The sequence below is a fragment of the Mesorhizobium sp. 1B3 genome (genome assembly GCF_050958605.1).
GTDB lineage: Bacteria > Pseudomonadota > Alphaproteobacteria > Rhizobiales > Rhizobiaceae.
Genome location: NZ_JBJHDO010000001.1, coordinates 467,185 through 493,884, shown reverse-complemented (window position 1 = coordinate 493,884; position 26,700 = coordinate 467,185). Strand labels below are relative to the sequence as shown.

At 62.5% G+C, this 26,700-nt stretch carries 27 protein-coding genes and 1 tRNA gene; 11 read left to right on the top strand and 17 right to left on the bottom strand.

Annotation, left to right across the window (positions count from 1 at the left end):
* Positions 1-88: 88 nt before the first annotated feature.
* Entirely contained in the window at positions 89-1,159 is a 1,071-nt protein-coding gene (locus tag ACCO56_RS02290; RefSeq protein ID WP_433637209.1) for an adenylate/guanylate cyclase domain-containing protein, read from the top strand.
* 66 nt (positions 1,160-1,225) lie between these two features.
* Here the strand turns inward: ACCO56_RS02290 and ACCO56_RS02285 are convergent, their stop codons facing one another.
* Both ACCO56_RS02285 and ACCO56_RS02280 read right to left on the bottom strand, forming a co-directional pair.
* Positions 1,226-1,450, bottom strand: a complete 225-nt coding sequence (locus ACCO56_RS02285; RefSeq protein ID WP_433637208.1) for a hypothetical protein — start codon at positions 1,448-1,450, stop codon at positions 1,226-1,228.
* Positions 1,451-1,665: 215 nt separating this feature from the next.
* Entirely contained in the window at positions 1,666-2,364 is a 699-nt protein-coding gene (locus ACCO56_RS02280) for a type 1 glutamine amidotransferase (RefSeq protein ID WP_433637205.1), read from the bottom strand.
* 83 nt (positions 2,365-2,447) lie between these two features.
* Here ACCO56_RS02280 and ACCO56_RS02275 point away from each other — a divergent pair, with 83 nt between their 5' ends.
* The 4 genes from ACCO56_RS02275 to ACCO56_RS02260 all read left to right on the top strand — a co-directional run bounded on the left by ACCO56_RS02275 (position 2,448) and on the right by ACCO56_RS02260 (position 6,372).
* Positions 2,448-3,107, top strand: coding sequence for a hypothetical protein (locus tag ACCO56_RS02275; RefSeq protein WP_433637202.1), 660 nt, complete (start codon positions 2,448-2,450; stop codon positions 3,105-3,107).
* A gap of 33 nt (positions 3,108-3,140) precedes the next feature.
* Complete coding sequence (locus tag ACCO56_RS02270) at positions 3,141-3,884, top strand: 16S rRNA (uracil(1498)-N(3))-methyltransferase (protein WP_433637200.1); 744 nt, start codon at positions 3,141-3,143, stop codon at positions 3,882-3,884.
* A gap of 90 nt (positions 3,885-3,974) precedes the next feature.
* Positions 3,975-5,348: a glutamate--cysteine ligase gene (locus tag ACCO56_RS02265; protein ID WP_433637199.1), complete on the top strand. Its 1,374-nt coding sequence runs from the start codon at positions 3,975-3,977 to the stop codon at positions 5,346-5,348.
* 127 nt (positions 5,349-5,475) lie between these two features.
* On the top strand, positions 5,476-6,372 hold the full coding sequence (locus tag ACCO56_RS02260) for a DUF937 domain-containing protein (protein WP_433637197.1): 897 nt from the start codon (positions 5,476-5,478) through the stop codon (positions 6,370-6,372).
* A gap of 732 nt (positions 6,373-7,104) precedes the next feature.
* Here ACCO56_RS02260 and ACCO56_RS02255 read toward each other — a convergent pair.
* On the bottom strand, positions 7,105-7,386 hold the full coding sequence (locus tag ACCO56_RS02255; protein ID WP_433637195.1) for a DUF1127 domain-containing protein: 282 nt from the start codon (positions 7,384-7,386) through the stop codon (positions 7,105-7,107).
* Between the two features lie 193 nt (positions 7,387-7,579).
* Here ACCO56_RS02255 and ACCO56_RS02250 point away from each other — a divergent pair, with 193 nt between their 5' ends.
* A complete protein-coding gene (locus tag ACCO56_RS02250; RefSeq protein ID WP_433637192.1) occupies positions 7,580-8,536 on the top strand; it encodes a LysR substrate-binding domain-containing protein in 957 nt (318 codons plus the stop codon).
* A gap of 16 nt (positions 8,537-8,552) precedes the next feature.
* The gene (locus tag ACCO56_RS02245; RefSeq protein WP_433637191.1) at positions 8,553-8,882 is read left to right on the top strand and encodes an SH3 domain-containing protein; all 330 of its coding nucleotides are present in this window, start codon (positions 8,553-8,555) and stop codon (positions 8,880-8,882) included.
* 11 nt (positions 8,883-8,893) lie between these two features.
* Here the strand turns inward: ACCO56_RS02245 and ACCO56_RS02240 are convergent, their stop codons facing one another.
* Entirely contained in the window at positions 8,894-9,934 is a 1,041-nt protein-coding gene (locus ACCO56_RS02240; RefSeq protein WP_433637190.1) for a zinc-dependent alcohol dehydrogenase family protein, read from the bottom strand.
* A 23-nt stretch (positions 9,935-9,957) separates the two neighbouring features.
* Positions 9,958-10,890 (bottom strand): DMT family transporter, encoded by a 933-nt coding sequence (locus tag ACCO56_RS02235; protein WP_433637188.1) that lies wholly within the window; start codon positions 10,888-10,890, stop codon positions 9,958-9,960.
* Positions 10,891-11,025: 135 nt separating this feature from the next.
* Between ACCO56_RS02235 and xseA the strand changes: the two genes are divergently transcribed.
* Complete coding sequence (gene xseA, locus ACCO56_RS02230; protein WP_433637185.1) at positions 11,026-12,594, top strand: exodeoxyribonuclease VII large subunit; 1,569 nt, start codon at positions 11,026-11,028, stop codon at positions 12,592-12,594.
* Between the two features lie 207 nt (positions 12,595-12,801).
* Here the strand turns inward: xseA and ACCO56_RS02225 are convergent, their stop codons facing one another.
* From ACCO56_RS02225 to msuE, 6 genes are read right to left on the bottom strand one after another with little or no spacing between them, the layout of a single operon-like run.
* The gene (locus ACCO56_RS02225; RefSeq protein ID WP_433637184.1) at positions 12,802-13,626 is read right to left on the bottom strand and encodes an ABC transporter ATP-binding protein; all 825 of its coding nucleotides are present in this window, start codon (positions 13,624-13,626) and stop codon (positions 12,802-12,804) included.
* Positions 13,623-14,465, bottom strand: coding sequence for an ABC transporter permease (locus ACCO56_RS02220; RefSeq protein WP_433637182.1), 843 nt, complete (start codon positions 14,463-14,465; stop codon positions 13,623-13,625). Before ACCO56_RS02220 ends, ACCO56_RS02225 begins: the two co-directional genes overlap by 4 nt.
* Complete coding sequence (locus ACCO56_RS02215; protein WP_433637180.1) at positions 14,414-15,283, bottom strand: sulfurtransferase; 870 nt, start codon at positions 15,281-15,283, stop codon at positions 14,414-14,416. The genes ACCO56_RS02220 and ACCO56_RS02215 overlap by 52 nt, the downstream gene beginning before the upstream one ends.
* Positions 15,284-15,305: 22 nt before the next feature.
* Positions 15,306-16,280: an ABC transporter substrate-binding protein gene (locus tag ACCO56_RS02210; RefSeq protein ID WP_433637178.1), complete on the bottom strand. Its 975-nt coding sequence runs from the start codon at positions 16,278-16,280 to the stop codon at positions 15,306-15,308.
* Positions 16,281-16,310: 30 nt separating this feature from the next.
* The gene (locus tag ACCO56_RS02205) at positions 16,311-17,696 is read right to left on the bottom strand and encodes an NtaA/DmoA family FMN-dependent monooxygenase (RefSeq protein WP_433637176.1); all 1,386 of its coding nucleotides are present in this window, start codon (positions 17,694-17,696) and stop codon (positions 16,311-16,313) included.
* Positions 17,697-17,751: 55 nt separating this feature from the next.
* A complete protein-coding gene (msuE, locus tag ACCO56_RS02200) occupies positions 17,752-18,321 on the bottom strand; it encodes an FMN reductase (protein ID WP_433637172.1) in 570 nt (189 codons plus the stop codon).
* 395 nt (positions 18,322-18,716) lie between these two features.
* Here msuE and ACCO56_RS02195 point away from each other — a divergent pair, with 395 nt between their 5' ends.
* The gene (locus tag ACCO56_RS02195; RefSeq protein ID WP_433637170.1) at positions 18,717-18,857 is read left to right on the top strand and encodes a DUF1127 domain-containing protein; all 141 of its coding nucleotides are present in this window, start codon (positions 18,717-18,719) and stop codon (positions 18,855-18,857) included.
* A gap of 94 nt (positions 18,858-18,951) precedes the next feature.
* Here ACCO56_RS02195 and ACCO56_RS02190 read toward each other — a convergent pair whose 3' ends face one another.
* Positions 18,952-19,179, bottom strand: coding sequence for a hypothetical protein (locus ACCO56_RS02190; RefSeq protein WP_433637167.1), 228 nt, complete (start codon positions 19,177-19,179; stop codon positions 18,952-18,954).
* 173 nt (positions 19,180-19,352) lie between these two features.
* Here ACCO56_RS02190 and ACCO56_RS02185 point away from each other — a divergent pair, with 173 nt between their 5' ends.
* On the top strand, positions 19,353-19,856 hold the full coding sequence (locus ACCO56_RS02185) for a methyltransferase family protein (RefSeq protein ID WP_433637166.1): 504 nt from the start codon (positions 19,353-19,355) through the stop codon (positions 19,854-19,856).
* 32 nt (positions 19,857-19,888) lie between these two features.
* Here ACCO56_RS02185 and ACCO56_RS02180 read toward each other — a convergent pair.
* Together ACCO56_RS02180 and ACCO56_RS02175 are read right to left on the bottom strand one after the other, a co-directional pair.
* Positions 19,889-19,965, bottom strand: a tRNA-His gene (locus ACCO56_RS02180).
* A 166-nt stretch (positions 19,966-20,131) separates the two neighbouring features.
* Entirely contained in the window at positions 20,132-20,593 is a 462-nt protein-coding gene (locus ACCO56_RS02175; protein WP_433637163.1) for a phasin, read from the bottom strand.
* 240 nt (positions 20,594-20,833) lie between these two features.
* Between ACCO56_RS02175 and ACCO56_RS02170 the strand changes: the two genes are divergently transcribed.
* Entirely contained in the window at positions 20,834-24,121 is a 3,288-nt protein-coding gene (locus tag ACCO56_RS02170; RefSeq protein ID WP_433637161.1) for an ATP-binding protein, read from the top strand.
* Between the two features lie 117 nt (positions 24,122-24,238).
* Here the strand turns inward: ACCO56_RS02170 and ACCO56_RS02165 are convergent, their stop codons facing one another.
* The 3 genes from ACCO56_RS02165 to ACCO56_RS02155 all read right to left on the bottom strand — a co-directional run bounded on the left by ACCO56_RS02165 (position 24,239) and on the right by ACCO56_RS02155 (position 26,685).
* Positions 24,239-24,643, bottom strand: a complete 405-nt coding sequence (locus ACCO56_RS02165; RefSeq protein WP_433637159.1) for a RidA family protein — start codon at positions 24,641-24,643, stop codon at positions 24,239-24,241.
* 13 nt (positions 24,644-24,656) lie between these two features.
* The gene (locus ACCO56_RS02160; RefSeq protein ID WP_433637158.1) at positions 24,657-25,502 is read right to left on the bottom strand and encodes a fumarylacetoacetate hydrolase family protein; all 846 of its coding nucleotides are present in this window, start codon (positions 25,500-25,502) and stop codon (positions 24,657-24,659) included.
* A 145-nt stretch (positions 25,503-25,647) separates the two neighbouring features.
* Positions 25,648-26,685 carry an ABC transporter substrate-binding protein gene (locus ACCO56_RS02155; RefSeq protein ID WP_433637157.1) on the bottom strand — a complete coding sequence of 346 codons (1,038 nt, stop codon included), beginning with the start codon at positions 26,683-26,685 and terminating at the stop codon, positions 25,648-25,650.
* Between the last annotated feature and the right edge of the window lie 15 nt (positions 26,686-26,700).

The following is a 26,700-nucleotide window of genomic DNA, read 5'->3' as shown; positions in this document are numbered from 1 at the left end:
GGATTCGGCGACATGCTTTAAGGGTTTGTTTTTCCGCATGTCGTTATCCCAAAACCGCTGCGCACTTTTGGGCGATATGCTTTAGCCCATGGCTGCGTTGCCGAAAGCCATCAGCAACTGGCTTTACAACTTGGTCTACCACGAGCGCTCTGTCGCATATGTGAAAGTTGATGCCCAGCATTTGGTAGTCGCCAAGGGCGGGAGCGTCGAACACTACGGACTTTCATCACTTCACATTGGCGAACCTGTAGCCGAACAGCTCGAATTTATGGAAGGTCTGCTGCCCGGCCTCGATCTTCCATATGATATGCCCATGATTGAATTGCCTTCCGGGCGCGTCTCAGACCTCCATCTTCTTGCCGAAGACAGCTGCATCTGGCTGATCTTTCTTGATGCCACCGTCGAGCGCGACAACAAGCGGCGAATACAACAAAAAGCCTATGAAATGACACTTCTGCAAGAAAGACTCCGCCATCTCAACGACGAGTTACAATCGACAAATGAAGCGCTAAAGCGGAGCCAAGAGGATTTGGCGCGTGAATATCAACGCTCCGAAGCCCTGCTCCTCAACGTCCTTCCGGCCTCGATCGCAGAACGGTTGAAAGCGCACGAACAGATTGCCGACGACCATGCAGAGGTGAGTGTCCTTTTTGCCGATATCGTCAGCTTTACGGAAAAAGCGCGGAGCGTAGGAGCGGAAACGACGGTCGCTATCCTCAGTCGCTTCTTCAAGGCCGCGGATCTGCTTTCCGAACGACACGGCTGCGAAAAGATCAAGACAATCGGCGATTGCGTCATGGTGGTCGCTGGCCTGCCTGTCGCGCGACCCGATCATGCAGAGGCCCTTGCCAGCTACGCACTTGAACTGCGGAAGGCGGCTGAGTGCGAAAATTTCGCGGGAGAACCGTTAGGGCTCAGGATTGGAGTTCACTCAGGACCAATAGTTGCGGGCGTCATAGGCAAAAAGCGCTTTGCTTATGATCTTTGGGGCGACACGGTCAACCTCGCGGCACGTATCCAAAGGTCTGCCGAACCCGCAGAAATCCGAATCTCGGACGCCACACGCAATCTGCTTGGACCAAGCTTTGCTTGCCATCCGCTTTCTGAAACGGAATTGCGAGGTGCAGGCCGCGTACGACTGTGGCGGCTCACGGCTTGATTTGGCCGCACTTGCGCGAAGCCAAGTGATCCCACTTGGCTTCAACATGCTCAAAGGTGTCGCGTATCAGCGGATAGCCGAAATGCCATAGCCATCGACCACGGCATGGCCGCTCGATGCATCCGAAGCATAAATACCAACGCCGCAGATGGCGATTGCGGAAATCATCAGGAAGGAAAGGAGGGCGGCTCTCACGGGGTTCATCTCGGCTGAAGCTTCCCGAAAACTTGACACAAACAAAGTTACCAAAGTGTTCCCGGCAACAACGACAATCACGAGCAAAAGTTGCATCGAAGATCCGCGCCCCACAAAAATTGAGGGAGGTTGTTCTTCGCTGAGTGATTGGATTATCCGGTGCGCCACGGCTTCGTCTGCAGCCGCAGCGGCGCCCTTCTAGCTCTGCCTGCCGGCTCCCGCCATAGGCTTTTTCGTCCGCCCACAACAGAAAAACGACAGCGTTGCGGATATGTCACGCATGACGCTGCGGTTCCCCGGCGAACGTATCGTCAGATCGTGCGCACCCATGCGCGAGCGATCGCCAGACCGGCCTCATCGGCAATGGGGCCATGCTCGACGGCCTCGCTCTCATGGCGCTCGGCCCAGCCGGGCTGGCGTTCGGCCAGTTGGCTCGCAAATACCGTGTTCCAATGCCGGACCAGCTTGCGGTCCGCCTCGAAATGGAACTGGGTGCCATAGGCCGCCCGACCGACCCGAAACGCCTGGTTGACGGCAACCTCGTTCGAGGCAAGCCGGATCGCACCTTCGGGCAAGGTGAAAGTGTCGTCGTGCCATTGGAAGATCGAAAAATCGGCGGGCAAGCCGCCCAGCACCTTGTCATCCTTCGCCGCGTCGGTGAGTTTCACGTTGCGCCAGCCGAACTCACTCGCCCCGCCGATCTGGTTGGCGGCGCCGAAGGCGCGGGCGAGAAGCTGGCTTCCGAGACAAATACCGAGCAGCGCCCGGTCTCTGCCCACGAAATCGCGCATCAGTTCCAGGAGCGAGGGGATATAGGGATAGGCCGCATCGTCGAGGGCATTCTGGCCGCCGCCGAGCACCACGGCGGCATCATGAGCGGCCGCATCCTCGGGGAGCACGTCGCCGCGATGAACCCGGCGAATATCGAGCGTCGCATCCGCCTCGGCGAGCGCCTCTCCCACCTGGCCGAGTTCGGTGTTGTCATAGTTCTGGACGACGAGAACCCGCATCGCCTGCTGCTCCGGTCATGAAATGGAATGACATTCGAAGCGCGAGCGATAGCATGGAGCCTCCGAGTGGCAAAGGGAATGAAATGCCTCTGCAGAATCGTGTCGATCCTTTGGGGGAAATCCATGCCGTTGCCGAGAGGGGGATTTTCACCGGCAACCGTGGCATCATCCACGATCCTGAAACCCGGACTTTGCTCAGGCGCCGCTGGACGACCAAAGCCTGGATCATCTGCACTTGCGAATTCCGCGGCAGGAAACGACAGGTGATGGGGCGGAACGCCCCCTCCGGCGCCGCGGGCTGGACGGAGCTCTTCTTCCTCGACGAGGTGACGGCGCTGGCGGCCGGGCATCGCCCCTGCTTCTATTGCCGCAGGGAACGGGCCGAAGCTTTCGTTGCAGCTTGCGCGGCAGCGTTCGATGGAACACCTCCCAAGGCGCCACGGATCGACGCCCGGCTTCATGACGAACGTTTCGCCTCAACCCGAAAGGCATTGGCGATGAACAGCAGTGACTTCGACGCGCTCCCCGACGGGGTCATGCTCGCCAGCGACCGGGAATGTTTCGCCAAGCACGACGGCGCGCTGCGAAGGTGGAGCTTCGACGGCTACGGCAAGGCCAGCGACTTCGCGCGTGCGGAAGATTTCAGGCTGCTCACCCCCAGGACGACGCTTATCGCGCTCAAGGCCGGTTACCTTCCCCTATGGCATCCGACGATCGGCACAGTGGTCGAAAGCGGGACTTGACCACGGCACCCGTCCCGGCACATGTGTCCGGGCATGCGTGCGAATTACAGAATGCAGCGGCTCTACGTGCCGCAGGATCTTTTTCAGGGCGCCGAGATCGAGCCCGATCCGCAGCAGGCGCACTATCTCGGCAATGTGTTGCGTCTCAATCAGGGTGGCCAGATCCTGGTCTTCAACGGTCGCGACGGCGAATGGCTTGCCGAGGTCACCAGCGTCACGCGCAAGAGGATGGCGCTCGGCGCGCTCGCCCAGGTGCGACCGCAGCCACAGCATCCCGATCTCGTCTATTGTTTCGCTCCCCTCAAGCAGGGCCGCCTCGACTATATCGTCCAGAAGGCGGTCGAGATGGGAGCGGGCCTGCTGCAACCTGTGATCACGCAGCACACCCAGATGTCGACCGTCGGCATCGACCGCCTCCGGGCGAACGTAATCGAGGCGGCCGAACAATGCGGCATCCTGGCGATCCCGCATGTCGAGGAACCGGTGAAGCTCGATCGTGTGCTGTGGCTGTGGGAACCCGGCCGCCGACTCATCTTCTGTGACGAGGGCTCGTCTACGAACAATCCGGTGCCGATCCTGTCGATGGTCGCCGAACGCAAGCTCGGCCTGCTGATCGGGCCGGAGGGCGGTTTCTCCGAAGAGGAACGCCAGCAGCTTCGAGCGCTGCCCTTCGTCACGGCCATTCCGCTCGGTCCGCGCATCCTGCGCGCCGATACGGCGGGGGTCGCCGCCCTTGCCGTGATCCAGGCAACGATCGGCGACTGGAACGTTCAATGACAGTTGATGTCAGGGTCAGGATTTTTCGTTTGATCGCTCAGCCTTCTTTCATCCATCAAGCGCCGGCAACCGGGCGGGAGAACATTCACCATGGCGCGTGACACGACGGATTTCCGGCCCATCGAGGGGCTGGACGAGCTCGTCGGCTATCTTTCCGATGGCGGCAAGCCGAAAGAACGCTGGCGCATCGGGACCGAACACGAGAAATTCCCCTTCTACGTCGATGGCAACGCGCCGGTTCCCTATGGCGGTCCGCGCGGCATCCGCGCCTTGCTGGAAGGCATGCAAAAGACGCTCGGCTGGGATCCGATCATGGATGCCGGGCGCATCATCGGGCTCGTCGAGCCCACCGGCCAGGGCGCCATCTCGCTCGAGCCCGGCGGGCAGTTCGAGCTTTCCGGTGCACCGCTGGAGACGATCCACCAGACCTGCCGCGAGGGCAACGCTCATCTCGCGCAATTGCGCGAGATCGCCGAACCGCTCGGCATCCGCTTCCTCGGTCTCGGCGGCAGTCCGAAATGGACGCTTGCCGAGACACCGAAGATGCCGAAGTCGCGCTACGAGATCATGACTCGGTACATGCCCAAGGTCGGCACCAAGGGCCTCGATATGATGTATCGGACCTGTACCATTCAGGTAAATCTCGACTTCGCCGACGAAGCCGACATGCGTCGCAAGATGCAGGTTTCGCTCAAGCTGCAGCCGCTGGCAACGGCGCTTTTCGCCAATTCGCCTTTCACCGAGGGGCGGCCGAACGGCTTCCAATCCTGGCGAGGCGATATCTGGCGCGACACCGACAACCAGCGTTCGGGCCTGCTGTCCTTCTGCTTCGCACCGGATTTCGGCTTCGCCGATTACGTAGAATGGGCGCTCGACGTCCCCATGTATTTCGTCATACGCGACGGCCATTATCACGACGTGACCCACGTGACTTTCCGGCAGTTCATGGAGGGCGCGCTTGACAATACGATCCCGCAGGGCCGCCCGACCATGGGCGATTGGGCCAACCATCTTTCCACTCTGTTTCCCGACGTGCGGCTGAAGCGCTTCCTCGAGATGCGCGGCGCCGACGGCGGGCCGTGGCGGCGCATCTGCGCCCTGCCCGCCTTCTGGGTCGGATTGCTCTATGACGGGGAGGCACTTGACGCAGCCGAAACGCTCACCCGCGACTGGACCTACGAAGACGTTCGCGCCATGCGCGACGCCGTTCCGGAAGGAGCCCTTTCCGTGCCGTTCCGCACAGGCACGTTGCGTGAGATGGCGCGCGAAGTGCTGACCATATCGCGAACCGGTCTTTCCAATCGCGGCCGCAAGAACCGCGACGGATATGACGAGACGCATTTCCTGGCGCCACTCGACGAGGTTGTAGCGCGCGGCACGACGAGCGCTACCGAGATGCTCAACGCCTATCACACGCGTTGGGGCGACTCGATCGAACCGGTGTTCCTCGAATACGCCTATTGACGCGGAACCGAACCCGACTCATCGGCCGGTGGTAGGGCGCAGTGCGTCCAATCGGGCGACTCCATGTGATTCCACTTGGCCGCAAAATGTTTTAGGCTCTCCCAACCGACAAGCCTGGGAGGCCTTCATGCTCAACCTGTTCGACATGCTCGCCAACGCGCAGAACGGCAACGGAGTGGAGGCTCTGGCACGCCAGTTCGGCCTCTCCCAGCAACAGGCGCAGGCCGCTGTGCAAGCGCTGCTGCCCGCCTTCAGCCAAGGGCTCAAGCGCAACACTTCGGATCCCTATGGGGTCGGCGCCTTCCTGTCGGCCCTGTCCACCGGACAGCATGCCCGCTATTTCGATGATGCCGCCGATGCCTCCTCGCCTCAGGGCATGGCTGCCGGCAACGACGTTCTCGGCCAGTTGTTCGGTTCGAAAGATCTGAGCCGAGCCGTCGCGGCACAAGCCGCCCAGGCAACGGGTCTCGGCCAGCAGTTGCTCCAGCAGATGCTTCCCGCCATCGCGGCCATGATCATGGGCGGACTCTTCAAGCAATCGACCAACCAGATGCAGGCGGCAGCCGGCAATGCCAGCAATCCGCTGCAGGAGATCATCGAGCAGATGATGAAGCAAGGCGGCGGGTTCGGCATGCCTCAACAGACGCCGCAGCCCAGGCAAGCGCCGCAATCGCCCGATCCCCTCGACAATCCGCTCGGCAAGATCCTGCAGGACATGTTTGGCGGCGGTGCCGCCCCGGCACCGTCAGGTGGGACGCCCGGCGGCTATGGCGACAATCCGCTCGGCAGGATTTTCGAGGAAATGCTGCGCGGCGGACAGGCTCAGGCGCCTCGGGAAACCTCTCCGCAGCCTCAGGAGGCCCGCCCCCAGCAGCGGGACAACCCCAGCGGACGGCCGCGCAACCCCTATGACGATCTCTTCGGCGACATGTTCGAAACGGGCGCCAAGCAGCGCGACGACTACCAGAAGGGCGTGGAATCGATCTTCGACCAATTCCGCCAGGGCATGGATCGCTACCGATAGAGGACAGCTCAAAACGACAGAAAGCGCCGGAATTGCTCCCAGCGCCTCCCTGTCAAAGCAACGGCACCTAAGGTGACCTTGCTTGTGACGGTCGCAGCAAATGCGTTCCTATCGAAATGCGTTGCCCGACCGCGCCCGCGCAACTTGCGTTCCGCTTGACGCACCATCGAAGGACTTTCCCGGCCTTCATGGCAGCATCGGCCCATCGTTGACGTTTGCAACCGCTTGACGATGGTCGCCGTCGGTCTTCTGAACCGTGCAGTCGCGGGACCGCGAGATGCCCTCTTCAGAACGGCCTCAGGTTGTTCCCCGGCTGATCCGCTGACCAATTCGAACGTCCGCGGGACCTGAATTGCCCTTACGTTACGACGGCGTTTTGCCGCAGCCAAGCCGCGCGAGCCTGTGGAAAGCGGGATTATCGTGAATTACGGCTGTCGGGGGCGGAAACAGGAGGATGATCGTTCGTGACATCCTCATTCGACCCCGCAAACCCCGAAGCAAAAAACAGCTGGGGTCTCCTGCATAAAGTCGGGATACTACTGCATCTCCGGAAATCGGGAGCAATTCGTCACTTGGAGGTCAGGATGATGGCGCGGCACTGCCGGTGGAAAGCACCCTGAAAAAAGCCCGGCCTCGGGAGGCCGGGCAATATGCAGGCTACCGGGGAACCCGGCGGGAGTGGGGATAGCGCCTGCGTCAACTCTGTCAGATCATCCCTTTCGATGCGGCGCGCTAATGCGCCTGGCGCGAGGCCGTCTCCTGGTGGCGCCCATGGACGATGGCGTTCAGCCGCGCCGTGGGGTCGGCGCCAAAAGGCAGACCTACGGCGGCGTGCAGATCGGTGCGGCGCAGGCCAATGTCGGCAAGCTCGGCATCGGTCATCTCGCCGAGACGCATGAATTCGCGCCGGTTTTTCCAGGAGCGATAAAAACTGGCAATGGAATTGACCGCACGAACCGCCCACGCTTGACGCGAAGGGGCGTGGAGCGAGGAATTCTGGTAAACCGTGGCCATCTCAAGGCCTCCTTCCGCGGCTTGGGACAAAACCCGTCCGTCCGGAGCGGCGTCTGGGAGGACACGCCGCTTCCGGTTCAGCTCGAATTCTGTCGCTTCATGTGGACGCTTACACTTTGCGCGAAAGAGTATTGATTAGTCCAACGAATGTTTTTAATCTTTACCATCAACTTTCATGATGGATTTTTCCGCCATGGCAGCGCCACTCGATCTCGATCAGTTGCACACCTTCATCACCATTGCCGATACCGGCAGCTTTACGCGGGCCGCGGAAGAAGTGCACCGTACCCAGTCCGCGGTCTCGATGCAGATGCGCCGCCTGGAGGAACGCATCGGCAAGCCTCTCTTCGAGAAGGACGGCCGCATGAACCGGCTGACCGAGGAAGGCGACCGACTGCTGTCCTATGCGCGGCGTATGCTGCGCCTCAACCGGGAAACGCTTGCAGCGTTCGACGATTCAAGCCTTGAAGGCCAGGTGCGCATCGGTACGCCGGATGACTATGCCGATCGTTTCCTGCCGGAGATCATGGGCCGCTTCGCGCGCTCCAACCCTCGCGTGGAGCTGTCGGTGGTGTGCGAACCGACAATCAATCTCGCCGAGTTGATCCGTCGCGGCCATCTCGATATCGCGCTCGTGACCCAGTGCGACGACGTCCGTCCATCAGAGATCGTGCGCAAGGAGCCCCTCCTCTGGGTGACGTCGGCTAGCCATTCCGTGCATCAGGAAGAAATCCTGCCGATGGCCTTCGGCCGTCCGACCTGTCAATGGCGGCGCGTCGCCACCGATACGCTCCACCGGATGGGGCGCGAACACCGCATCCTCTTCACGAGCTGGTCGGCGACGGTGATCATAGCGGCGGTCCTTTCGGGCCTCGCACTGTCCGTGCTTCCGGAATGCGCGTTGCGGCCCGGCATGCGCGTGCTCGGCGAGGCCGATGGTTTCGGCCCCCTTCCGGACATCAACATCGGAATTCTCCGCGGCCATACGAGCAAGGCCGACATCGTCGACGCGCTGGCCCGCCATATCGCCGAAAGCCTCGATAACATCTCGGCGCCGATCGCCGAGGAGACCGGCACGTTCGACTTCGCCGCGCTCGGCGGCATACGGAGCAAGCGCCTGCGCCCGAACCATGTCATGGCCGGCTGGTAATCCAGCGGGAGGGGGCATGTACAAGGAAACCATCATCGCTTGCCTGGCGGCGGTTTGTCTTCTGCCGACTGGCCAGGCGCTGGCGACGAGCGGACCCGGTTGTCTCGTTGTCGTCAATGTCGAACCGGGCGACGCACTGAACATGCGCAAACGGCCCAGCGCATCCTCCCCGATTATCGACGAACTCACGCCGGGGAGCCACGGCATCATCCATCTCGATAGCCCGTGCGAACCGCTCAGCAGACCTTGGGGCAGCCGCTGGTGCAAAGTCAGTCACTATAATGCCGATAAGGTCACCGAGGGCTGGGTCAAGGCCCGTTACGTTCGCGACTCCGACTGCCCATAGGTGACAGGGGATCAGAACCTGTCGACGACCGCAATGCCTTGCCCTTCGAAGCGGTCCATCGCCATCAAGGCGCCTGGGGCCTCGTCGAGGGAAATTCGCCTTCCCACGAGCTTTTCGGGAGCGAGCTTTCCGGTCTCGAGCATGGCCATCATCTCTTCATAGCGGAAGGCCTGCATGCCATGGCTGCCGATCACCTGCAGTTCGTGTGCGATCACCTTGTCCATCGGTATCGGCGGCCGCGCGTGCTCGTCGAGCATCAGGCCAACCTGTACGTGACGGCCTCGCCGCCGCAGATTGGCGATCGAGTTGAAGCAGGTCGCGGGATGTCCAAGCGCATCGATCGAGACATGCGCTCCGCCCTTCGTGATTTCCCTGACAGCCTCGGCGACGTCTGATACGCCTGCCCCGTCAATCGTCGCAACCGCACCAAGGTCACGCGCAAAGGTCAGCTTTTCCCGCGCGATGTCGATTGCCACGACGTTCGCCCCCATGGCGGTCGCGATCATGATTGCGGAGAGGCCGACGCCGCCGCAGCCATGCACGGCCACCCATTCACCCGGCAGCACCCTGGCCTGGTCGACGAGCGCCCTGAACGAGGTGGCGAAACGGCAGCCAAGGCTCGCCGCGGTCACGAAATCCAAGCTGTCGGGCAGCCGCACCAGATTGGTGTCGGCAAAATCGAGGGCCACATATTCGGCGAACGAGCCCCAGGCAGTGAAGCCGGGCTGGAACTGCGCCTCGCAAACCTGATGATTACCCGACCGGCATTCATGGCAGTGGCCGCACCCGGCCACGAAGGGAACCGTCACACGAGCGCCCACCCGCCAGCGCTTCACCTGCTTACCCACGGCCGACACGGTTCCGGCAAGCTCATGGCCGGGCACATGCGGCAACACGATATCGGCATCATGACCCATCCAGCCGTGCCAGTCGCTTCGACATAGGCCGGTCGCCTCGACCTTGACTACGACGCCATCAGCCGATGGCGTGGGATCGGGAACATTGCGAATTTCCGGCGGCGACCGGAATTGCTCGAACAGAACGGCTTTCATGGGCATGCCTCCTGACTTCCGGTTTACCGTTTGCCGGCCCTGATCACCAGCACGTTCCCGATCGCAACGAGCAGCAACCCGGCTATCGCCCAGGGAGTCCAGCGATAGCCTTCGAAGACCGTCGAGATGAGCAAAGCGAAGACGGGGAACATCACCGTCGCATAGCCGGCTCGCGCGCCGCCGATCCTGCCGAGCAGGGTGAGATAGGCGGCAAAGGCCACGACGGTAGAAATGACGGACAGGAACAGGAGAGAGCCCAGATAAGAGAAGGTCGGCACGACGATGAACGGCCTGCCAAGAGCCAAAGCCAGCACGCCGGACCACAAGGTGCCGTAGAGCATGCCCCAGGCATTCATCGAGACGAGGGACAGTCCTCGGCGCTGGGCGGCCCCGGAAACGAGGTTGCCGAGGCAGAACGAGAATGTGCCGGCGACGCAGAGAAGCAGTCCAACCAACGTTCCGCCGGAAAGCCCCCGCGCGGCCAGTTCCGGCCAGAACATCAGGGCAATGCCCGCGAAACCGACAATGCCACCCGCGACGATGCGAAGCGATGGCTTTTCCCGCATGACCAAGGCGCCGAGCAGCATGTTGATCACGGAGGCGAGCGAGAAGACCACGGACAAAAGTCCGCTCACCAGATAGAGGGCGCCATAGTAGAAAAGCAGGAAATTGGACGAGAAGATCAGTATTCCGAGCGTGGCAAAGCGCAGATGATCCGTCAATGGGAATCGCCAGGGCCGCCTGGAGGCAAACACCCAGCCAAACATGATGATCGTGGCGATCCCGAAGCGCCAGACGAGATTGACCTCGTTCGAAACCGTGCCCACCTGCTGCGCGATAGCGAACCAGGACGCGCTCCACGCCACCACTGTCAGCGCATAAAGGCCGTGATCGAGCATGTCGAATGGCTTGATGGGCGGCGTGGACGAACCGGGCCCGAAAGAGCGGGTGTTCATGGATGCTCCTGTGGCAAGCCTGTGCTAGAGAGCCGCTCATGTGCTCGTCCAGCCAGTTCTTTTGATCATTTCATTAAACGAAGCGATGCGTTGCAGGCCTTGACCTTGGCGGTGCAAGGGCTCCCAATCTCCATCATGAGCGACTTTTTTGCTTCCGATTCGAAGACGAACGCCGCCGAATATACGGTGAGCGAGATTTCCGGCGCCCTGAAACGTGTGGTCGAGGATGCTTTCGGCAATGTGCGGGTGCGAGGCGAAATCTCCGGCTATCGTGGGCCGCACTCCTCCGGCCATGCCTACTTCGCCCTGAAGGACGATCGCTCACGGATCGAGGCGGTGGTCTGGAAAACCACCATGGCGAAGCTGAAGTTCCGGCCCGAGGAAGGCATGGAGGTGATCGCCACCGGCCGTCTGACCACCTACCCGGGCTCGTCGAAATACCAGATCGTCATCGATAATCTCGAACCCGCCGGCGCCGGCGCCCTGATGGCGCTGCTCGAGGAACGCAAGCGCCGGCTCGCCGCGGAGGGTCTCTTCGACAGCGGCCGCAAGCGGCCTCTTCCCTATATGCCCCGCGTCATCGGTGTCATCACCTCGCCCACCGGCGCTGTGATCCGCGACATCCTGCACCGCATCCGCGACCGTTTTCCGTTGCACGTGCTGGTGTGGCCGGTCCGCGTGCAGGGCGAAACGGCAGGGTTGGAAGCAACGGTGGCGGTGAAAGGCTTCAATGCGTTTCCGCGGGAAGGCGACATCCCCCGGCCGGACGTGCTGATCGTGGCACGCGGCGGGGGCAGCCTGGAGGATTTGTGGGGCTTCAACGACGAAGACCTCGCCCGGGCCGTCGCGGCGTCCGAAATTCCCGTAATCTCAGCGGTCGGCCATGAAACCGACTGGACGTTGGTGGATTTCGTCGCCGACATGCGGGCGCCGACGCCGACCGGGGCGGCCGAGATCGCGGTTCCAGTGAAAGCCGAGTTGCAGGCGACGCTGTCGAGCCTCGCCGCGCGGCTTTGGGGAGCGGTGTCGCGTGGTGCCGAGCGCAAGCGTCAGGCATTGCGCGCGACGGCGCGCGCGCTGCCCTCCCCCGACCAGTTGCTTGCACTGCCGCGGCGACGCTACGACGAGGCAACCACGTGGCTCGCCCGCGGGCTCATCGTCAACACGGAACGCAAGCGCGCCGGGCTCGAAGCCGCGCGGCTGGCACCATCGCTGCTTTCGCGCCGTCTCGGCGAAGCGCGCCGCCATCTGGACCATGCCGGCAGCCAGCTTCCCAAATGCGCCGTGGCCAATCTGCGCGAAAGGCGGCGCCACCTCGCCACGCTACAGGCGCGCATGAGCATCGAACCGATCGCCCGGCATGCCGCCGAACTCCGCCGCGAGGAAAGACGGATCGCGACGAGGCTGCGCCGCGCCATCGACAGTTTGCTCGTCGCGAAGCGGAACCCTCATGCGCAGGCCGAGCGCATGCTTGCGACCGTCTCCTATCAGTCGATCCTGCAGCGGGGCTTCGCGGTGGTGCGGGACGCCGAGGGACAGACCGTCAAGCTTGCGGCTTCCGTGCGCCCCGGCGCGGCGCTCTCTCTCCAGTTCGCCGATGGAGTGGCGAGCGCGACCGCGACCGGCTCCGCCGAACCGGCAAAGCCGCGCCCCAAACCGCCGGCAAAGGGTCGATCCGGCGGTGAGCAAGGCTCGCTGTTCTAAGATAGGTTTCGGAAAATTGCCCAATCAGGCCACTTGCATCCGAGCAAGTCGAAGAACGTCCGAACCAGCCGGCTCGACAAGACAAAATTTCGTGCCGCTTACCGCTGGCCGGAGTGCCCCGATGCTCCGACGCACGCGCACCTGTTATCTGATTGCGAGGTCGCGCAGAGGTACCCAGCGACTTCCGCCACCAAGCCGGCTCAGCGTTCACCGGGCGGCCTCGATCCTACTCCATATCCGGTCTACATGGTCGATGTAGGCAGGATCCTTGCGCAGCAGCTTCGGGTCCCTTGGCCGCTTAAGCTCTATGGGCAGGTCCAATACGATCCGGCCCGGTCGCGGTGACAGCACGATCACACGGTCCGACAAGGTAACCGCCTCCTCGATATCGTGCGTTACGAAAATCACCGAGCGCTGATGATGCGCCCAAATGCGCAGCAGCTCGCGTCCCATCGCTGCCTTGGTCTGTGTGTCGAGCGCCCCAAAGGGCTCGTCCATCAGGAAGATATCGGGCTCGTAGGCCAGCAGCCGCCCGAGCGACACGCGCTGGCGCATGCCGCCCGAAAGCTGGTGCGGCTTGTGGTGTTCGAACCCATCGAGCTTGAGGAAGCCGATCAGCTCGATGATCCGCCGCTCCGCGTCGTTCCCGTCCTGGCGGCCGGAAAGCTCGGCGCCGACGCGAATATTGTCAGCCACGCTGGCCCAGGGCAGCAGCGTGTCCCGCTGGAACATGAAGCCGACATTCTCGCGGCTGTGGGCGAAAGAGCGGCCGTCGATAAGCGCCTTTCCGGCCGAAGCGGGGACAAGACCGGAAAGCACGCGCAGCAGCGTCGACTTTCCGCACCCACTCGGTCCCACAATCGATACGAACTGACCAGCCGGTATGTCGAGGTTGAAGCGGTCGATTACGAGCACGCCTTCACCCTGCGGCGTCGCATAGCTGACACGTAGGTCGCAAAAGGAGATCTTCGCCGGCAGATCGACGTGAGTGGAGCGGCGCTCGACGTCGCCGGGATGGAGCTGGATTGTCATGTCTGGCGCCATCCCAGATAGCGTTTCTCGATCCTCGCCACTGCCGCGTTGGCCGCGACCGCCACAACGACGAGCGCGGTCAGCCCGGCAAATACACCGGTCGTGTCCAGCCGTCCCGCCGAATGCTCGATGTACCAGCCGAGTCCGGCGCTCGAACCGATCAGTTCCGCCACAATGGCGCCGATCAGGGCCGAGCCAATGGCGAGCCTCAGCGAGGAGATGATCCAGGGCACGATCCACGGCACCAGAACCTTGCGCGTTACATAGAGCCGCGGCGCGCGCATTGTCCGGAACAGATCAAGCAGATCTTTGTCGATCGTCTTCAGCCCCTCATGGATGTTGAGGATGAAGATAAAGACGACGATCGAGAAGGCCATCATCACCTTGGAGAATAGATCGATGCCAAACCAGATGATGAAGAGCGGCGCTAGGGCGACGCGCGGCGTGCTGTAGAGCGCCATGACGAAGGGCTCGGCGACAGCACTGCCATATTTGTAGCGGGCCATCAGTATGCCGATAGGAACGCCTACTGCAAAGGCCATAGCGAGTCCGAGCCCGGCTTCGAGGATCGTGGTCCAGGAATGCCGCCAGAGCAGTCCTGACCATCCCAGCGACCACAGGCGCTCCGCAATCGCCGATGGCTGGCTGATCCATAGCGGACTGACGAGCGCGCGGGCGGCGGCCTCCCAGAGGGCGACGAACAGTAGGAAGAGGATGAGCCGGTCGCGGGCAAGCCGCAGAGAGGCGTTGGAGGGCATCCGCGCCGCGCCGATGTTCGCGGTCATCGTCATTGCGGCTCGGGCCCAGTAGCCACCGGCCGCGATGGATCCGAACTCCATGCGGACCAGGATCCCGGAAACAGTGCGGCATCGATGCCGACCGTTGCCAGCGCCAGGATCTGGTGGGTCGCCGTGACTCCACCTCCGCAGTAGGCGCCAACGCGCTTACGCTTATCGATCCCAACAGCCGCGAACCGCTGTTTCAGCGCGTCGGATGGCTCGAACAAACCGTCGGCGCTGAGATTGCCGGTGGTCGGCACGTTGATCGAGCCCGGAATGTGCCCCTCAGCTGGCTTGCCCGCCTCGCGCGGCGCGCCCTGATAATGGCCGGCGTCGCGCGCGTCGACCAGAATGCCGGAGCGTGCCAGCGCGCTCGCCTCGTCGGCGGTCAGCGTCGGCAAGTTGCCGGGCGACAAGCTGACGTCGCCATACGCTGGCAGAGCGACGTCGCGGGAAACCGGAAGGCCGGCCCGCAGCCATGCCGCGAAGCCGCCGTTCAGCAGCCTGACATTTTTGATGCCGGCCCAGCGCAGCACCCACCATGCGCGCGCCGCCTGCTGGCCATAATTGTTGTCGTAAACGACCACCGCATCGCCCTGCCCTATGCCCCAGCGCCGGGCGTCCCGCTGCAGGTCGCGGATGTCGGGCAGCGGCCGGCGGCCGCTGAAGCCCTTCTCCTCGCCGGCGAGTTCGGTCGGCAGATCGACGAACACCGCTCCCGGAATATGCCCCTCTAGATATTCCTGCCGCCGGTCCGGCCCGCCGAGGCGGAAGCGGATGTCGAGTAGGACCGGCCTGTTCGGCGACGCCAATGTTCCGAAGAGCTCCGCGGCATCGATCAAATGGTTAAAGCGTAGATCGTCGTTACCTTCCGACACGTCAAATCTCCTTCGCTGGCGTCTACTGCGTGACCGGCGCGGGGTTGAACTCGTCGAAGCTGATCGGTTTCAGCTCGGGTTCGAGCTCGAGAATGTCCTTCTGCAGCGCGTCGAACTCTTCCACGGCAAAACGCGGCGACGTCACCGTGGAATCGTTCAGCTTGTCGGCGGCGAGCTCGATCAGGGCCTCGTCCGCTTCAGGAAACAGCTCCCTTAGCGTCTTCACCCTGATCGTACGGTCCGTTGCCGCCAGTTCGGCCCCGCGCCGAGTCGCACTTGCGACGGCCTTGGCAACGTCCGGCTTTTCCTTCGCCCAGCCACCGAGCGCGAGCAGGCCGAGGCTGGGCACGCGCAATGTGCGCCAGTCATAGACGACCGAATGCGTCTGTTCCGCCCTCAGCGCCTCGAAGCCCGAGAGCATGCCGGCGGCGATGTTGCCCGTGTCGATCGCACTGATCTGGTTCGCCGGTCCGCCGATGCCCACGATCTGGACGTCGGCATCCGGATCAAGATCGGCGCGGTGCAGTGCAAGCCGTAACAGGTTGTCGGTCTTGCTGCCCGGGCTGGTGATGCCCAGCTTCTGGCCCTTCAGTTCGGCAAGAGACTTCGCAGAACCGTCCTTCGGCCCGAAGAGCGCATATCCCATACGGTTGTCGAGTGGCGCTGCGACGATCGCGTCCACGCCCCGGTTGCGCAGACGGATGACGTGCTCGGGCGCGCAGATGCAGTATTCGATCGCGCCACCCGCCAAGGCCTGGATGGCGGGCGCGCCGCCCTTGAAATGGATGATCTCCGGCTCGATCCCCACCTCCTTGAAATAGCCCTGATCGATGGCAACGGAAATAGCGATGGACTCGTTGCTCAAGCCGCCGGACGTGCCGAACCGCACAGGTTCCTCCGCGGCGCTGGCTGTCAAAGTTGCCATCAGCATCACTGCCGTCAATGCTGCCCGCGCGAACGGGAACGCATGAATCCTGAAGCTAAGCGTCAATGTCATGGGACGGTTCCTGTCTTGAATGGCGACGCGCTATTCGGCGGCGGCGGTCCGGATGGGTCGATTGGCATTTGCGCCGCGGGCGATGAACCGTTCGGTTGGGCGCGCCAGACCGAAATGGTCGCGCAGCGTCGAGCCCGTATAGTCGGTTCGGAAGATGCCGCGCCGCTGCAACTCGGGGATGACAAGATCGACAAAGGATTCCAGCGCGCCCTCGACATAGGGCGGGAAGATCATGAAGCCATCGACCGCACGCTCGTTGAACCAGAGTTCGAGCACGTCAGCGATCTCGCGCGGATCGCCGACAATTTCCTTGAATGCACCGCGGCGGCGATAGGACCGGTAAAGGTCGGCAAGCGAGATGTCGTCGGAACCGTACTGTTCCTTGGCGATCCGAACATACTCCTGCGCCTGTGGTGCCAATTGGGCGAATTCGGGCACGTCCGGGAGCCGCGTATCGGCGGCATAGCCGGTAACGTCCACACCAATGCCCTGAGAGAGATCGGTGAAATCGATCGGGATCTGCCAAAGCTCTTGAATCTGTCGGTAAAGCGCATGCGCCGCATCACTGGTCTCGGCGGTGTAGACGACGATCCCTGGAATGATGAACTGATGATCCGGGTCACGTCCCTCGCGCGTCGCACGCGCCTTGAGGTCGGCGTAATACCGCTTGGCTCCCTCCAGGCCGAGCGTCGACGAGTTGGTGAACTTGATATCGGAATAGCGGGCGCCAAGTTCGATGGACCGGTCCGAGCGCCCGGCATTCACCAGCGGGATCTGTCCCTGCACCGGTCGCTCGGCGTTGAGTGGCCCGTCGATGGAGAAGAACTCGCCGCGATAATCGATGCGGTGCACTTTTGTCTGGTCGATGAAAACGCCGGTGACCTTGTCAGCGACCCGGGCATCCTCTTCCCAGCTGTCCCACAGACCCTTCACCACCTCAACGAATTCGTTTGCCCATTCGTAGCGTCGTGTGTTGTCCCAGTGCTCCTTGCGGTTGTAGTTGCCGGCGGCCGCCTCGGCCTCGCCGGTCACGATGTTCCAGCCGATGCGCCCGCCGCTAAGATGGTCGAGCGTCGCCGTCGCGCGCGCCACGCTATAGGGGTCCGCATAGGTCACGTTCACCGTGGTCACGATGCCGATCTTTTCGGTTACACCCGCGACAAAGCCGGCGAGCGACAGTGCCTCCGGACGTAGGACCTGGTTCGGGCGCTCGTACTGCCATTCCGGTAAGCCGACAACCTGATCGCCGATGAAGAAAAAGTCGAACTTGCCGCGTTCGGCGAGTTGGGCCATCCGCTTGTAGAAGTCACGGTTTGAATTGCCATCAATGCGCGCCTGCGGCAGGCGCCAGCCGGCCGGATGGAATCCAGACGGCCAGATGGTGAATCCAAGGTGCAATTGACGCTTCGTGCTCATCGGCGGTCCTTTTCGGATAATGCTGGCAGGCGGCGTGATTGGGCCGGTGGTGAAATCAGGCGACGAGACCGATCCGGCTGTTGCGCTCGGAACGCGCTCCGAGTATCCGGTCGGCTTCGGATACGGCCTGCGCGATGCGCTGTAGGATCGGCTCCGACACCAGCACGCCATCGGAAAAATCACGCTCCGAGACATAGATGGCGGTGGGCAGCGCGAAGGCTTCGAAGAAGGCGAAAAGCGGCCGCAATTGATGCTCCACCATGAGCGAGTGCCTCTCACCGCCGCCGGTCGCCGCGAGGACGATAGGCTTGCCGCGCAGGCATCCAGGGTCCAGCAGATCGAAGAAATGCTTGAAGAGCCCGGTATAACTTCCCTTGGAAGTCGGCGAACCGACGACCAGGACGTCGGCGGCCACGACGCCCTCTATGATGCGTCGCGCCGAACCGTCGAGGTCAGCGAAGCGCTTACCTTTCGGGAAGGACGGCCCGAGATCCTCGAGGTCGAACGTCTGTTGCGCCAAGCCGCTCTTCTTGGCGATTTCGGAGACTAGCCGATCAACCAAGCCGCGGGTCTTGGAGGGCCGCCCCAGATTGCCGGAGATGCCGACGGCGGTGGATATCTGCATGCTCGAATGCCTCCTGCGCTAGGATGCATCCATTTAAGTACACTATTTTTATAGAATTAAGGTACATCTGACGCGTGAGGAGCGGTGGCACGACAAATCCATCCACATTTGGTCATGTCGGAGGAAAACTCGTTCAAACAGAATTCATCGTTCCACGACGGCGTGCAACGTTCGAAGGTCGCATCCGCGGCATAGATTCGACGACCGGCGCTGGACGCTGCCATTTGCCGCCCGACCAAGGCCACGACAGCTTGCCGTGAGCGACGGCAACCTTAACGAACGATGAACGGCGCTTTGCACCCCGCGCATTGCCGCCATGCAATCTCATCGCTTCAAGCCGGCGGCCGACGCCACTATCTGAGCGTCAACAAAGAACCGACGAAATGGAGAGTCAGATGAACCTTATTCGCAACTATCGCAACTGGCGCCGCGTCCGCGAAACCGTGAACGAACTCAATCGCCTGTCGAACCGCGAACTCGCCGATCTCGGCATCAACCGTACCGACATCGAGCGCGTCGCCCGCCAAGGTCTCTAAGTTTGAGGCGCCTGCGACGAAGCCCGCCCGCGAAAGCCGGCGGGCTTTTGATTTGAGCATTTTTTAGCGAGAGACTCCCGGCACCAGCCGAAGACTAAAACCTTTCGGCTCCGATCGCAGCCGAATGCGCTCCAATCGCTGTCAACCGAAGAAGATCCTTGTCGCGCATGCCGCTCTCGTAAGCGGTGATCAGCCTCTTTGCCACGGCGTCGGCAGCCTCGCCGTCGATCGGCTTCAGGCCGCATGCATCGAAGACTTCCTGAAGGAACGCCAGTTCCTGGGGCCGGAAGACGCCCGTTTTGGAAAAGCCCGACAAAGCCATATTGACCTCCCGATTCATGGGGCGGGAGCCCGATGGTCTCTCGATCGCCAGAGCCCGTTGTCATGTCGTGACGATACGATTTATCTATCACATTCCTGCTTGCTGCTCCAATCACGGACGAAGACAAGCAAGAACAAGTGCTAGACATATACATCTAGTCCGAGGCCTGTCTGATGCGAAAACCGGAAGCCGTACTGGGCTCGGTCATCTTCTTCGTCGTGGCGCCTCTACTGATTGCCGGCGTCGTGCCGGCGTGGATCACCCACTGGCGCTTCTACCCGGCCTTTCTCGGCCTTGAGGGGTCGCGCGTCACCGGGGCCGTGGTCCTGTTCGCCGGGATCGCGGGCTTAGTGGATTCTTTCGCCCGCTTCGCCTTGCAAGGGCTGGGCACCCCCGCTCCCATCGCACCGCCCAAGCATCTCGTCGTCACGGGCCTGTACCGGTACGTGCGGAACCCCATGTATGTGGCCGTTCTGGCCGCCATACTGGGCCAAGCGCTTCTCCTGGCGGATTGGCGACTTATCGCCTACGGCGCCGCGTTCTGGCTGGCTACCCACCTGTTCGTGCTGTCCTACGAAGAGCCGAAGCTGGCCCGAGACTTCGGAGCAGAGTACGCAGCCTACCGTACCGGCGTGCCGCGCTGGATTCCGCGCATCACGCCATGGCGGCGACAATGATCTTGCGAAGGGCGAGATGAACCGGATGTGAGTGGTACGGTTGGGTGGACTTGAACCACCGACCTCAGGAGCCACAATCCTGCGCTCTAACCAACTGAGCTACAACCGCACGGGCACCAATCACGGGCGAAGCGTCCATACGGACAAACGGAGGATAATTCAAGCCCGTTGAGGATGCTATCCGCAGACGAAACCAAGAAAGAAAAGGCCGGAACCAGAATCCGGCCTTTTCCCGTCCCCGTAAGAGCCGGGGACCCTCTCGAAAAACGGACCGCTTACGCGGCCTTGAATTCCTTGAGCGCCTTGTCGAAGACGCCCTTGAACGGCTGCGCCACCTCCTCGGCTGCCTTGGTCGTCGCGGACTGGAATTCCTTGGCCTGTTCCACGGCCATCTCGACTCGCTTGCGCAGATAGGCAGTCTGGAGCTCGACGATTTCGGACAGCGACTTGGCGGCGACAAGGGATTCGAGATGGGAGAATCCCAGTTCGGCATTGGCGCGCAGCGCGGCAATGGCCTTGAGCGACAGCTCGTTCGAAGCAGCCTTGGCAGTTTCGACAGTGCTCTCGAACAGCTTCTGCGTCTCCTCCGCGCCGGCCTTTACCTTGGCATAGGCTTCCTTCGACTGTTCCGCTCCTTTTTCGGCAAAGGCGCGGAACTGATCGGTGGCTTTGGATGTGTCGAAAGCGGAAAATTCTATGTTCTCGATGATATCTGCGGTCTTCTCGGTCTTGGCCATTTTCCGGTCCTGTTCTTGGCGGTGGCGCTGTTACGACTTCAGTTCATTTCGAAGCCCGTAGTATAAACCAGAATTTTGTGCGGCGCAATATTTTGCGTGCAACGCAGCATAGGTGTCCCAAAGCGGTTAACCAAACGCCGAGATTCGGCTTGAACCCGTGCGCTCGTTTCTGGACGTTCGAGGCCCTAGCTTTTATTAACAATATGTTAATCCACGGCGCCACGCCTGCAGGGAGCACGGATGGCTTCACGGGACTACTCATTCCTCGACATCGCGGTCCTCGACGGCGTGCGCTCGCGCTTTGCCGCCGGCGACGCGATGGCGGTGCTTTCGACGGATCTCCAGGAAGTGATCTGGGCGAACGGGCCCGGTGCGGCCCTCTTCGGCCATGGGGACGTCGAGGAGATCATGGGAGCCGACGCGCGACTGCCTTTGATCGCGCGCCGGCAGATCATGGCGGCGCCTGGATACCCCGATCTTGGCCAAGACCGTCCGATCACGGTGCGGCTTGCCAGCGGCATGACGAGCCGCGTGGTCGCTTTTGTCGCCAGCCGCCTTACCCTGCCCGGCGGCGAAACGGCGATCCTGCTCGCCGTTCCGGTCCTGAACGGCTCTTCGCGCAGCGAGCACGAAATGGCCGAGCGCGCCATAGGCGGCTTCCGTGGCGCGGGCCACTATGCGGCACTGATCGACGGCCAAGGTCGCGCAGTGGCCGCGTCGGAAGGCTTTTCCGGCCTTGGCTTGGCCGATACGACCCTTGCGACCCTTGTCGAAGAGGTTCGCAGTGCCCCCGATCGACTGGTGAAGCGCCTGGTCCGTGCCCGTGGCACCAGTCTGCCCGCCGGCATGGCGCGACTTGCCGACGAGCCCCTTCTCGCCCTGCTCCTGGTGATCGGCGAGGATCACTCGGAGAAAACGACACCGGCCCCTGCCAGAACATCGGCAACAGCCAAAGAGCCGCGAACGGACACGGTGGCCCAAGAAGCGCTCAAGCCCTTGACGAGCGAAACGGCTGATGTGGCGAAGGCCGAACACGATCACTGGTACTTCAGCGCCGGCGAAGAACAGTCCGGGCCCGCCGCTGAAACTCCGATCGCAGATCAATCCCGTCCGACGCCGCCTTCGGAAATCCCCTCCCGCGACGCCACACCGAAGGACGCAGATGCGCCGCAGACAGACCGGGGTTCCGCGCCCGTAAGGTTCGTATGGCGCACCGATGCCGAAGGACGCTTCAGTGTGATCTCGGAGGAGTTCGCCAAGGTTGTCGGAACCGCGGCCGCCGATGTGATCGGCCGCAAATTCAGCGACGTGGCCATGATCTTCGGCTTCGATTCCGACAAAGACATCGCCGGCCTTCTCGAAAGGCGCGACACGTGGTCCGGCCGATCCGTGCTTTGGCCGGTGGCCGGCACGGCACTCAGAATTCCCGTGGATCTCGCCGCCCTCCCGACTTACGGGCGGAACCGCGAATTCGAAGGCTTCCGCGGCTTCGGCGTTGCGCGCCCCGCGGATGCGGTGGCCGACCCGGAAGGCATCGGCCGCAGCCTCACCCAGGATTATCGCCCGCCGACTTCGAAGCCCCCCGCCGACGGAACGGACGGGGCTCAGGCCACGCCTCCCGCGGCAGACGCATCAGCGGAACGCTCCGGTGCTTCCGTGGACGAAGCATCGGCGCAAGTGGTCACGCCAAAGCAGGAGCGGCAGCAGAGCGATAAGATCATCCGGCTCGCCGAGCACCGCGCGCCAGCCAACGACCGGGGGCTGACCCCGGTCGAGAGGAACGCTTTCCGCGAGATCGGCGACCGGCTGAGGCGGGAGAGCGCCGGCGGTCTTTCCGACGACAAGGCGGACATCCCGGATTCTCGGAACGAAGGGCCGAGTGCTGTCCAGAAGAGCGGCGAGTCCGCCGCGGAGCGGGACGACGACGACGCCGCGGTCGACGCGCCGACCGGCACTCATGCCGAGTCGCCAGCCCCTCCGGCTCCCGACGTCTCAACAGGCGATGCCGAGACGATGCCCGAACCCGCCGAGCCGCCATCGCGCCCGGCGGTCGACACCACGATCCTGGACAAGCTACCTGTTCCCGTCCTCATCCACTCCGGCGACATCCTGCACTACGCCAATCGCGATTTTTTCGAGTTCACCGCCTATGCCTCGATCGAGGAACTGGCCGAACGCGGAGGCCTCGACGCCTTGTTCGGAGATCCATATCGCGACGAGGCCGACAGTGACCGAAACGACCGCAAGCTGCGCCTTCGGCGCGGCGACGGGCTCGAACTGCCGGTCGAAGCACGGCTTCAGTCGGTGCCTTGGAAAGGCGGCAAGGCCTTGCTCCTTGCGCTGCGCAAGGTTGGACGCATGCCGGTTCTCACGCCGGCTCCCGGCCTCTCGATCGAGCAGAAACTCGAGCTGGAATCGCGCATCACCGAGCTTTCAACGATCATCGACACGGCCACCGACGGCGTCGTGCTGATTGCCAATGACGGTATCATCCGCTCGATCAGCCGGCCCGCCGAAGCGCTGTTCGGCGTCGACAGCGCCGAAGTCGCAGGCAAGCCATTCACCGGGCTCTTCGCGATCGAAAGCCAGCGGGCGGCACGCGACTATCTGAACGGACTTTCCGAAAACGGTGTCGCCAGCGTGCTGAACGACGGCCGTGAGGTGATCGGCCGCGAGGCGCAGGGTCGATTCATCCCGCTCTTCATGACCATCGGCAAGCTGCCCAATCTGGCCGGCTATTGCGCGGTACTGCGCGACATCACCCAATGGAAGCGCGCCGAGGAGGAACTCACCCAGTCGCGCACCAAGGCCGAGCGCGCCTCCTCGCAGAAGACCGACTTCCTTGCCAGGGTCAGCCACGAGATTCGCACGCCGCTCAATGCCATTATCGGCTTTTCCGAACTAATGATGGACGAGAAGTTCGGGCCGATCGGCAACGATCGCTACCGCGACTATCTGCGCGACATCAACCGCTCGGGCAACCACGTCCTCGATCTCGTCAACGACCTGCTCGACATCTCCAAGATCGAGGCGGGCGAGCAGGAGATGACCTATGAGGCCGTCTCGCTGAACGACACGCTGGCCGAAACGGTGGCGATGATGCAGCCGCAGGCCAATCGCGAGCGCGTCATCATCCGCTCGAGTTTCGCTTCGCGCCTTCCGGAAGTGGTGGCCGACCTGCGAAGCGTGCGGCAGATCGCACTCAACCTTCTGTCCAATGCGGTGCGATACACACAAGCCGGCGGCCAGGTGATCGTCTCGACATCCTACGAAGCCTCGGGCGACGTCGTGATGAGGGTGCGCGACACCGGGATAGGCATGACCACGGCCGAGATCGAGCAGGCGCTGAAGCCCTTCAAGCAGATCAACGCGCTGAAGCGTGCTCGCGGCGACGGCACCGGGCTCGGCCTGCCGTTGACCAAAGCGATGATCGAGGCGAACCGCGCGAAGTTCACCATCAGTTCCACGCCCGGCGAGGGCACGCTGGTGGAGGTCACGTTTCCCTCCACCCGCGTATTGGCGGGATAGCTGGTTGGCGGGATAGCTGGCACCGTGCTTTCGGTCGAACGCACGGTGCTCCATTTCATTCTTGTCGCCGGGCCGCTTATCGCGGCACCGGCATGGGTGTTTCCGCGCGATTCGGCTTCAATTCGCGGTAGAGCAACCGATGCGCCCCATTGCCTCGATCTCCACAAGGATCTCGGGCTGCGCCAGTGCGGCGACTTCGACCAGAGAACAAGCTGGGAAATCCCCCTCGAACTCTTCGGCGCGCGCCCGCCAGATCTCGACGTTGTTCGCCATGTCGGTGACGAAGATCGTCATTTTCAGGATGTCGTCCATCCGCGCCCCGGCCGCCTCCACATAGGCGCGGATCTTGGAGAAGATGAATTTCGCCTGGTCATAGGCATTGCTGCCCTCTATCCTCACCAGATCGTTGCTGCGAGCCGTAAGTCCGGAGACGAAGAACAGGTCGCCGCTGACGAGGCAGTTCGACCACATTTTCGGCTTCGGCTCACTCACCTTGTCAGTCAGGATTCGCGTCTTCTTCATGCAATTTTCCTTTTCATGCAGCCACAAAGGTATGGGACTGAACGCCCAGCCTGCTACCCGTCATCGTCATCCTGTCACCGGGGCGCAGAAATACCGGATCGGGCTTTATGGATTGGCCAACGCCCGCCGGCGTGCCGGTCAGGATCACGTCGCCGGGCTCTAGGGTCATGAACTGGCTGATGTAGGATACCGAATGCGCCACCCCGAAGACGAGGTTCGAAGTGTGGCCGTTCTGGCGTTCGACGTCGTTGACGGCCAGCGTCAGTGACAGGTCGCCGGCCTCGCCCAATTCATCGGTGGTGACCAACCACGGCCCCAGCGGGCAGAAGGTGTCGTGCGACTTGCCCTTGGTCCATTCGCCGCCGCGGCGCAACTGATGGTCGCGCTCCGACACGTCGTTGGCGAGCGCGTAGCCGGCGACATGGTTCAACGCATCCGCCTCCGCCACATAGCGCGCCTCCTTGCCGATGATGACGGCCAATTCGATCTCCCAATCCGTTCGCTCCGAGCCGCGGGGTATCAGGATCGGATCATCCGGGCCGGTGATCGACGAAGGAGCCTTAAGGAAAAGCAGAGGCTCACGCGGAAGCTCGCGCCCACCCTCTCGCGCGTGGTCGACATAGTTGAGACCGATGCACACGATTTTGGAAGGGCCGGCCACGCACGGGCCGAGACGCGGCGCGCCTTCCACAACCGGAAGGGTGCGGAGATCGAGCGGCAGCAACCGCTCGATCAAGCCGCTATCGAGGCTCGGGCCGTCAATATCGGGAGTATGGGCGGACAGATCGCGCAAGACACCTTGCGCATCGATCAGCCCGGGACGTTCGGCGCCTGGCCGGCCGTAGCGGACGAGTTTCATCTCTGACCTTTCGATGTTTCCGACATTTCGTAGCGCATCGGCCCGAAAGCCGGATTCGGCTTTCGGAGAGCACGACACATGGATCCAGATGAGCTCGGCGTACAGCCACGCGCGACGCCCCGGCTCGGCTGGCGCGAGGTTCGCGTCAGCCGTTCACCACTTCGTTCCAGCCATCGACGATCGCGGTCCTATTCTCGCCGAAATACTGCCAGTCGAGATTGCGCAGCTTATCGGCCGTCGGCACCATGGCGGCGACGTTTTCCGGCACTTCGGCTTTCACATTGATCGGCCGGCAGCCGCCGATCCGCGAAAACGCCGACTGTGCTTCCGGAGACAGCATGTGGTTGATGAGTTCGTCCGGCGCCGTTCCGGCACTGTCGTTGTCGACGCGCACCACGCTCATCGGCACCGAATAGGCGCCTTCGGACGGCACGCAGAAGCGCAGATCCGGGAGATCCGGATCCGACATCAGGGCGAGGATCGATCCGCTGAGATAGGGAGTGGCCCAGATCTCGCCGGACTTCAGGCCGCCAACTGCAGTGCTCTCCTGATCCCAAAGACCCGGTCCGCCGGTGCGGATCTGCCTCAATCCCTCGTAACCCGCCTGGGGGTCTTTCAACGAGCCGCCTTTCAGCGAGGCCAGGGCATCGAGGGTGTAGAGCGAGGAGTTGTAGGTGATGTTCGGCGCGGACACTCCCTTGGCGATGTCTTCCCTGAGAAGATCGGCCCAGGACGTGACCGGCTCCTTCACGTGGCGGGCATTGTAGGCGATGCCCCATGAACCATAAGTGAGCGGAACGGCCTTGTCGCCGACGGGGCGCGGCACGATGGGATCGAAATCCGCCAAGTTCGGTACGTCCGACGTCTTGATGTCGCGCACCAGCCCCGAGCGCGCCACAAGCGGCAGCATCGCATTGGTGAAGACTCCCAGATGCAGGTTCGGCTTGCTGCGGTTGGCCTGCATCTGCGTGAAGCGGGCATTGTCGAATGCTTCGATGATCTTGACGCTGTCTGCCTTGGCATAGCCGTCGAGCAGGCCCTTCTTGAAATTCTGGCCGAGCAAGCCGGGATACCAGCCAAGCGCCACTTCCGCTTCGGCGGCACGCAACGGCAATCCCGTCAGCGTCATCCCGGCCAGGGCAGCGCCTGCTCCGAGAAAAAGGCGACGATTGAGATTCTGCATGGCTATTCCCTTCCC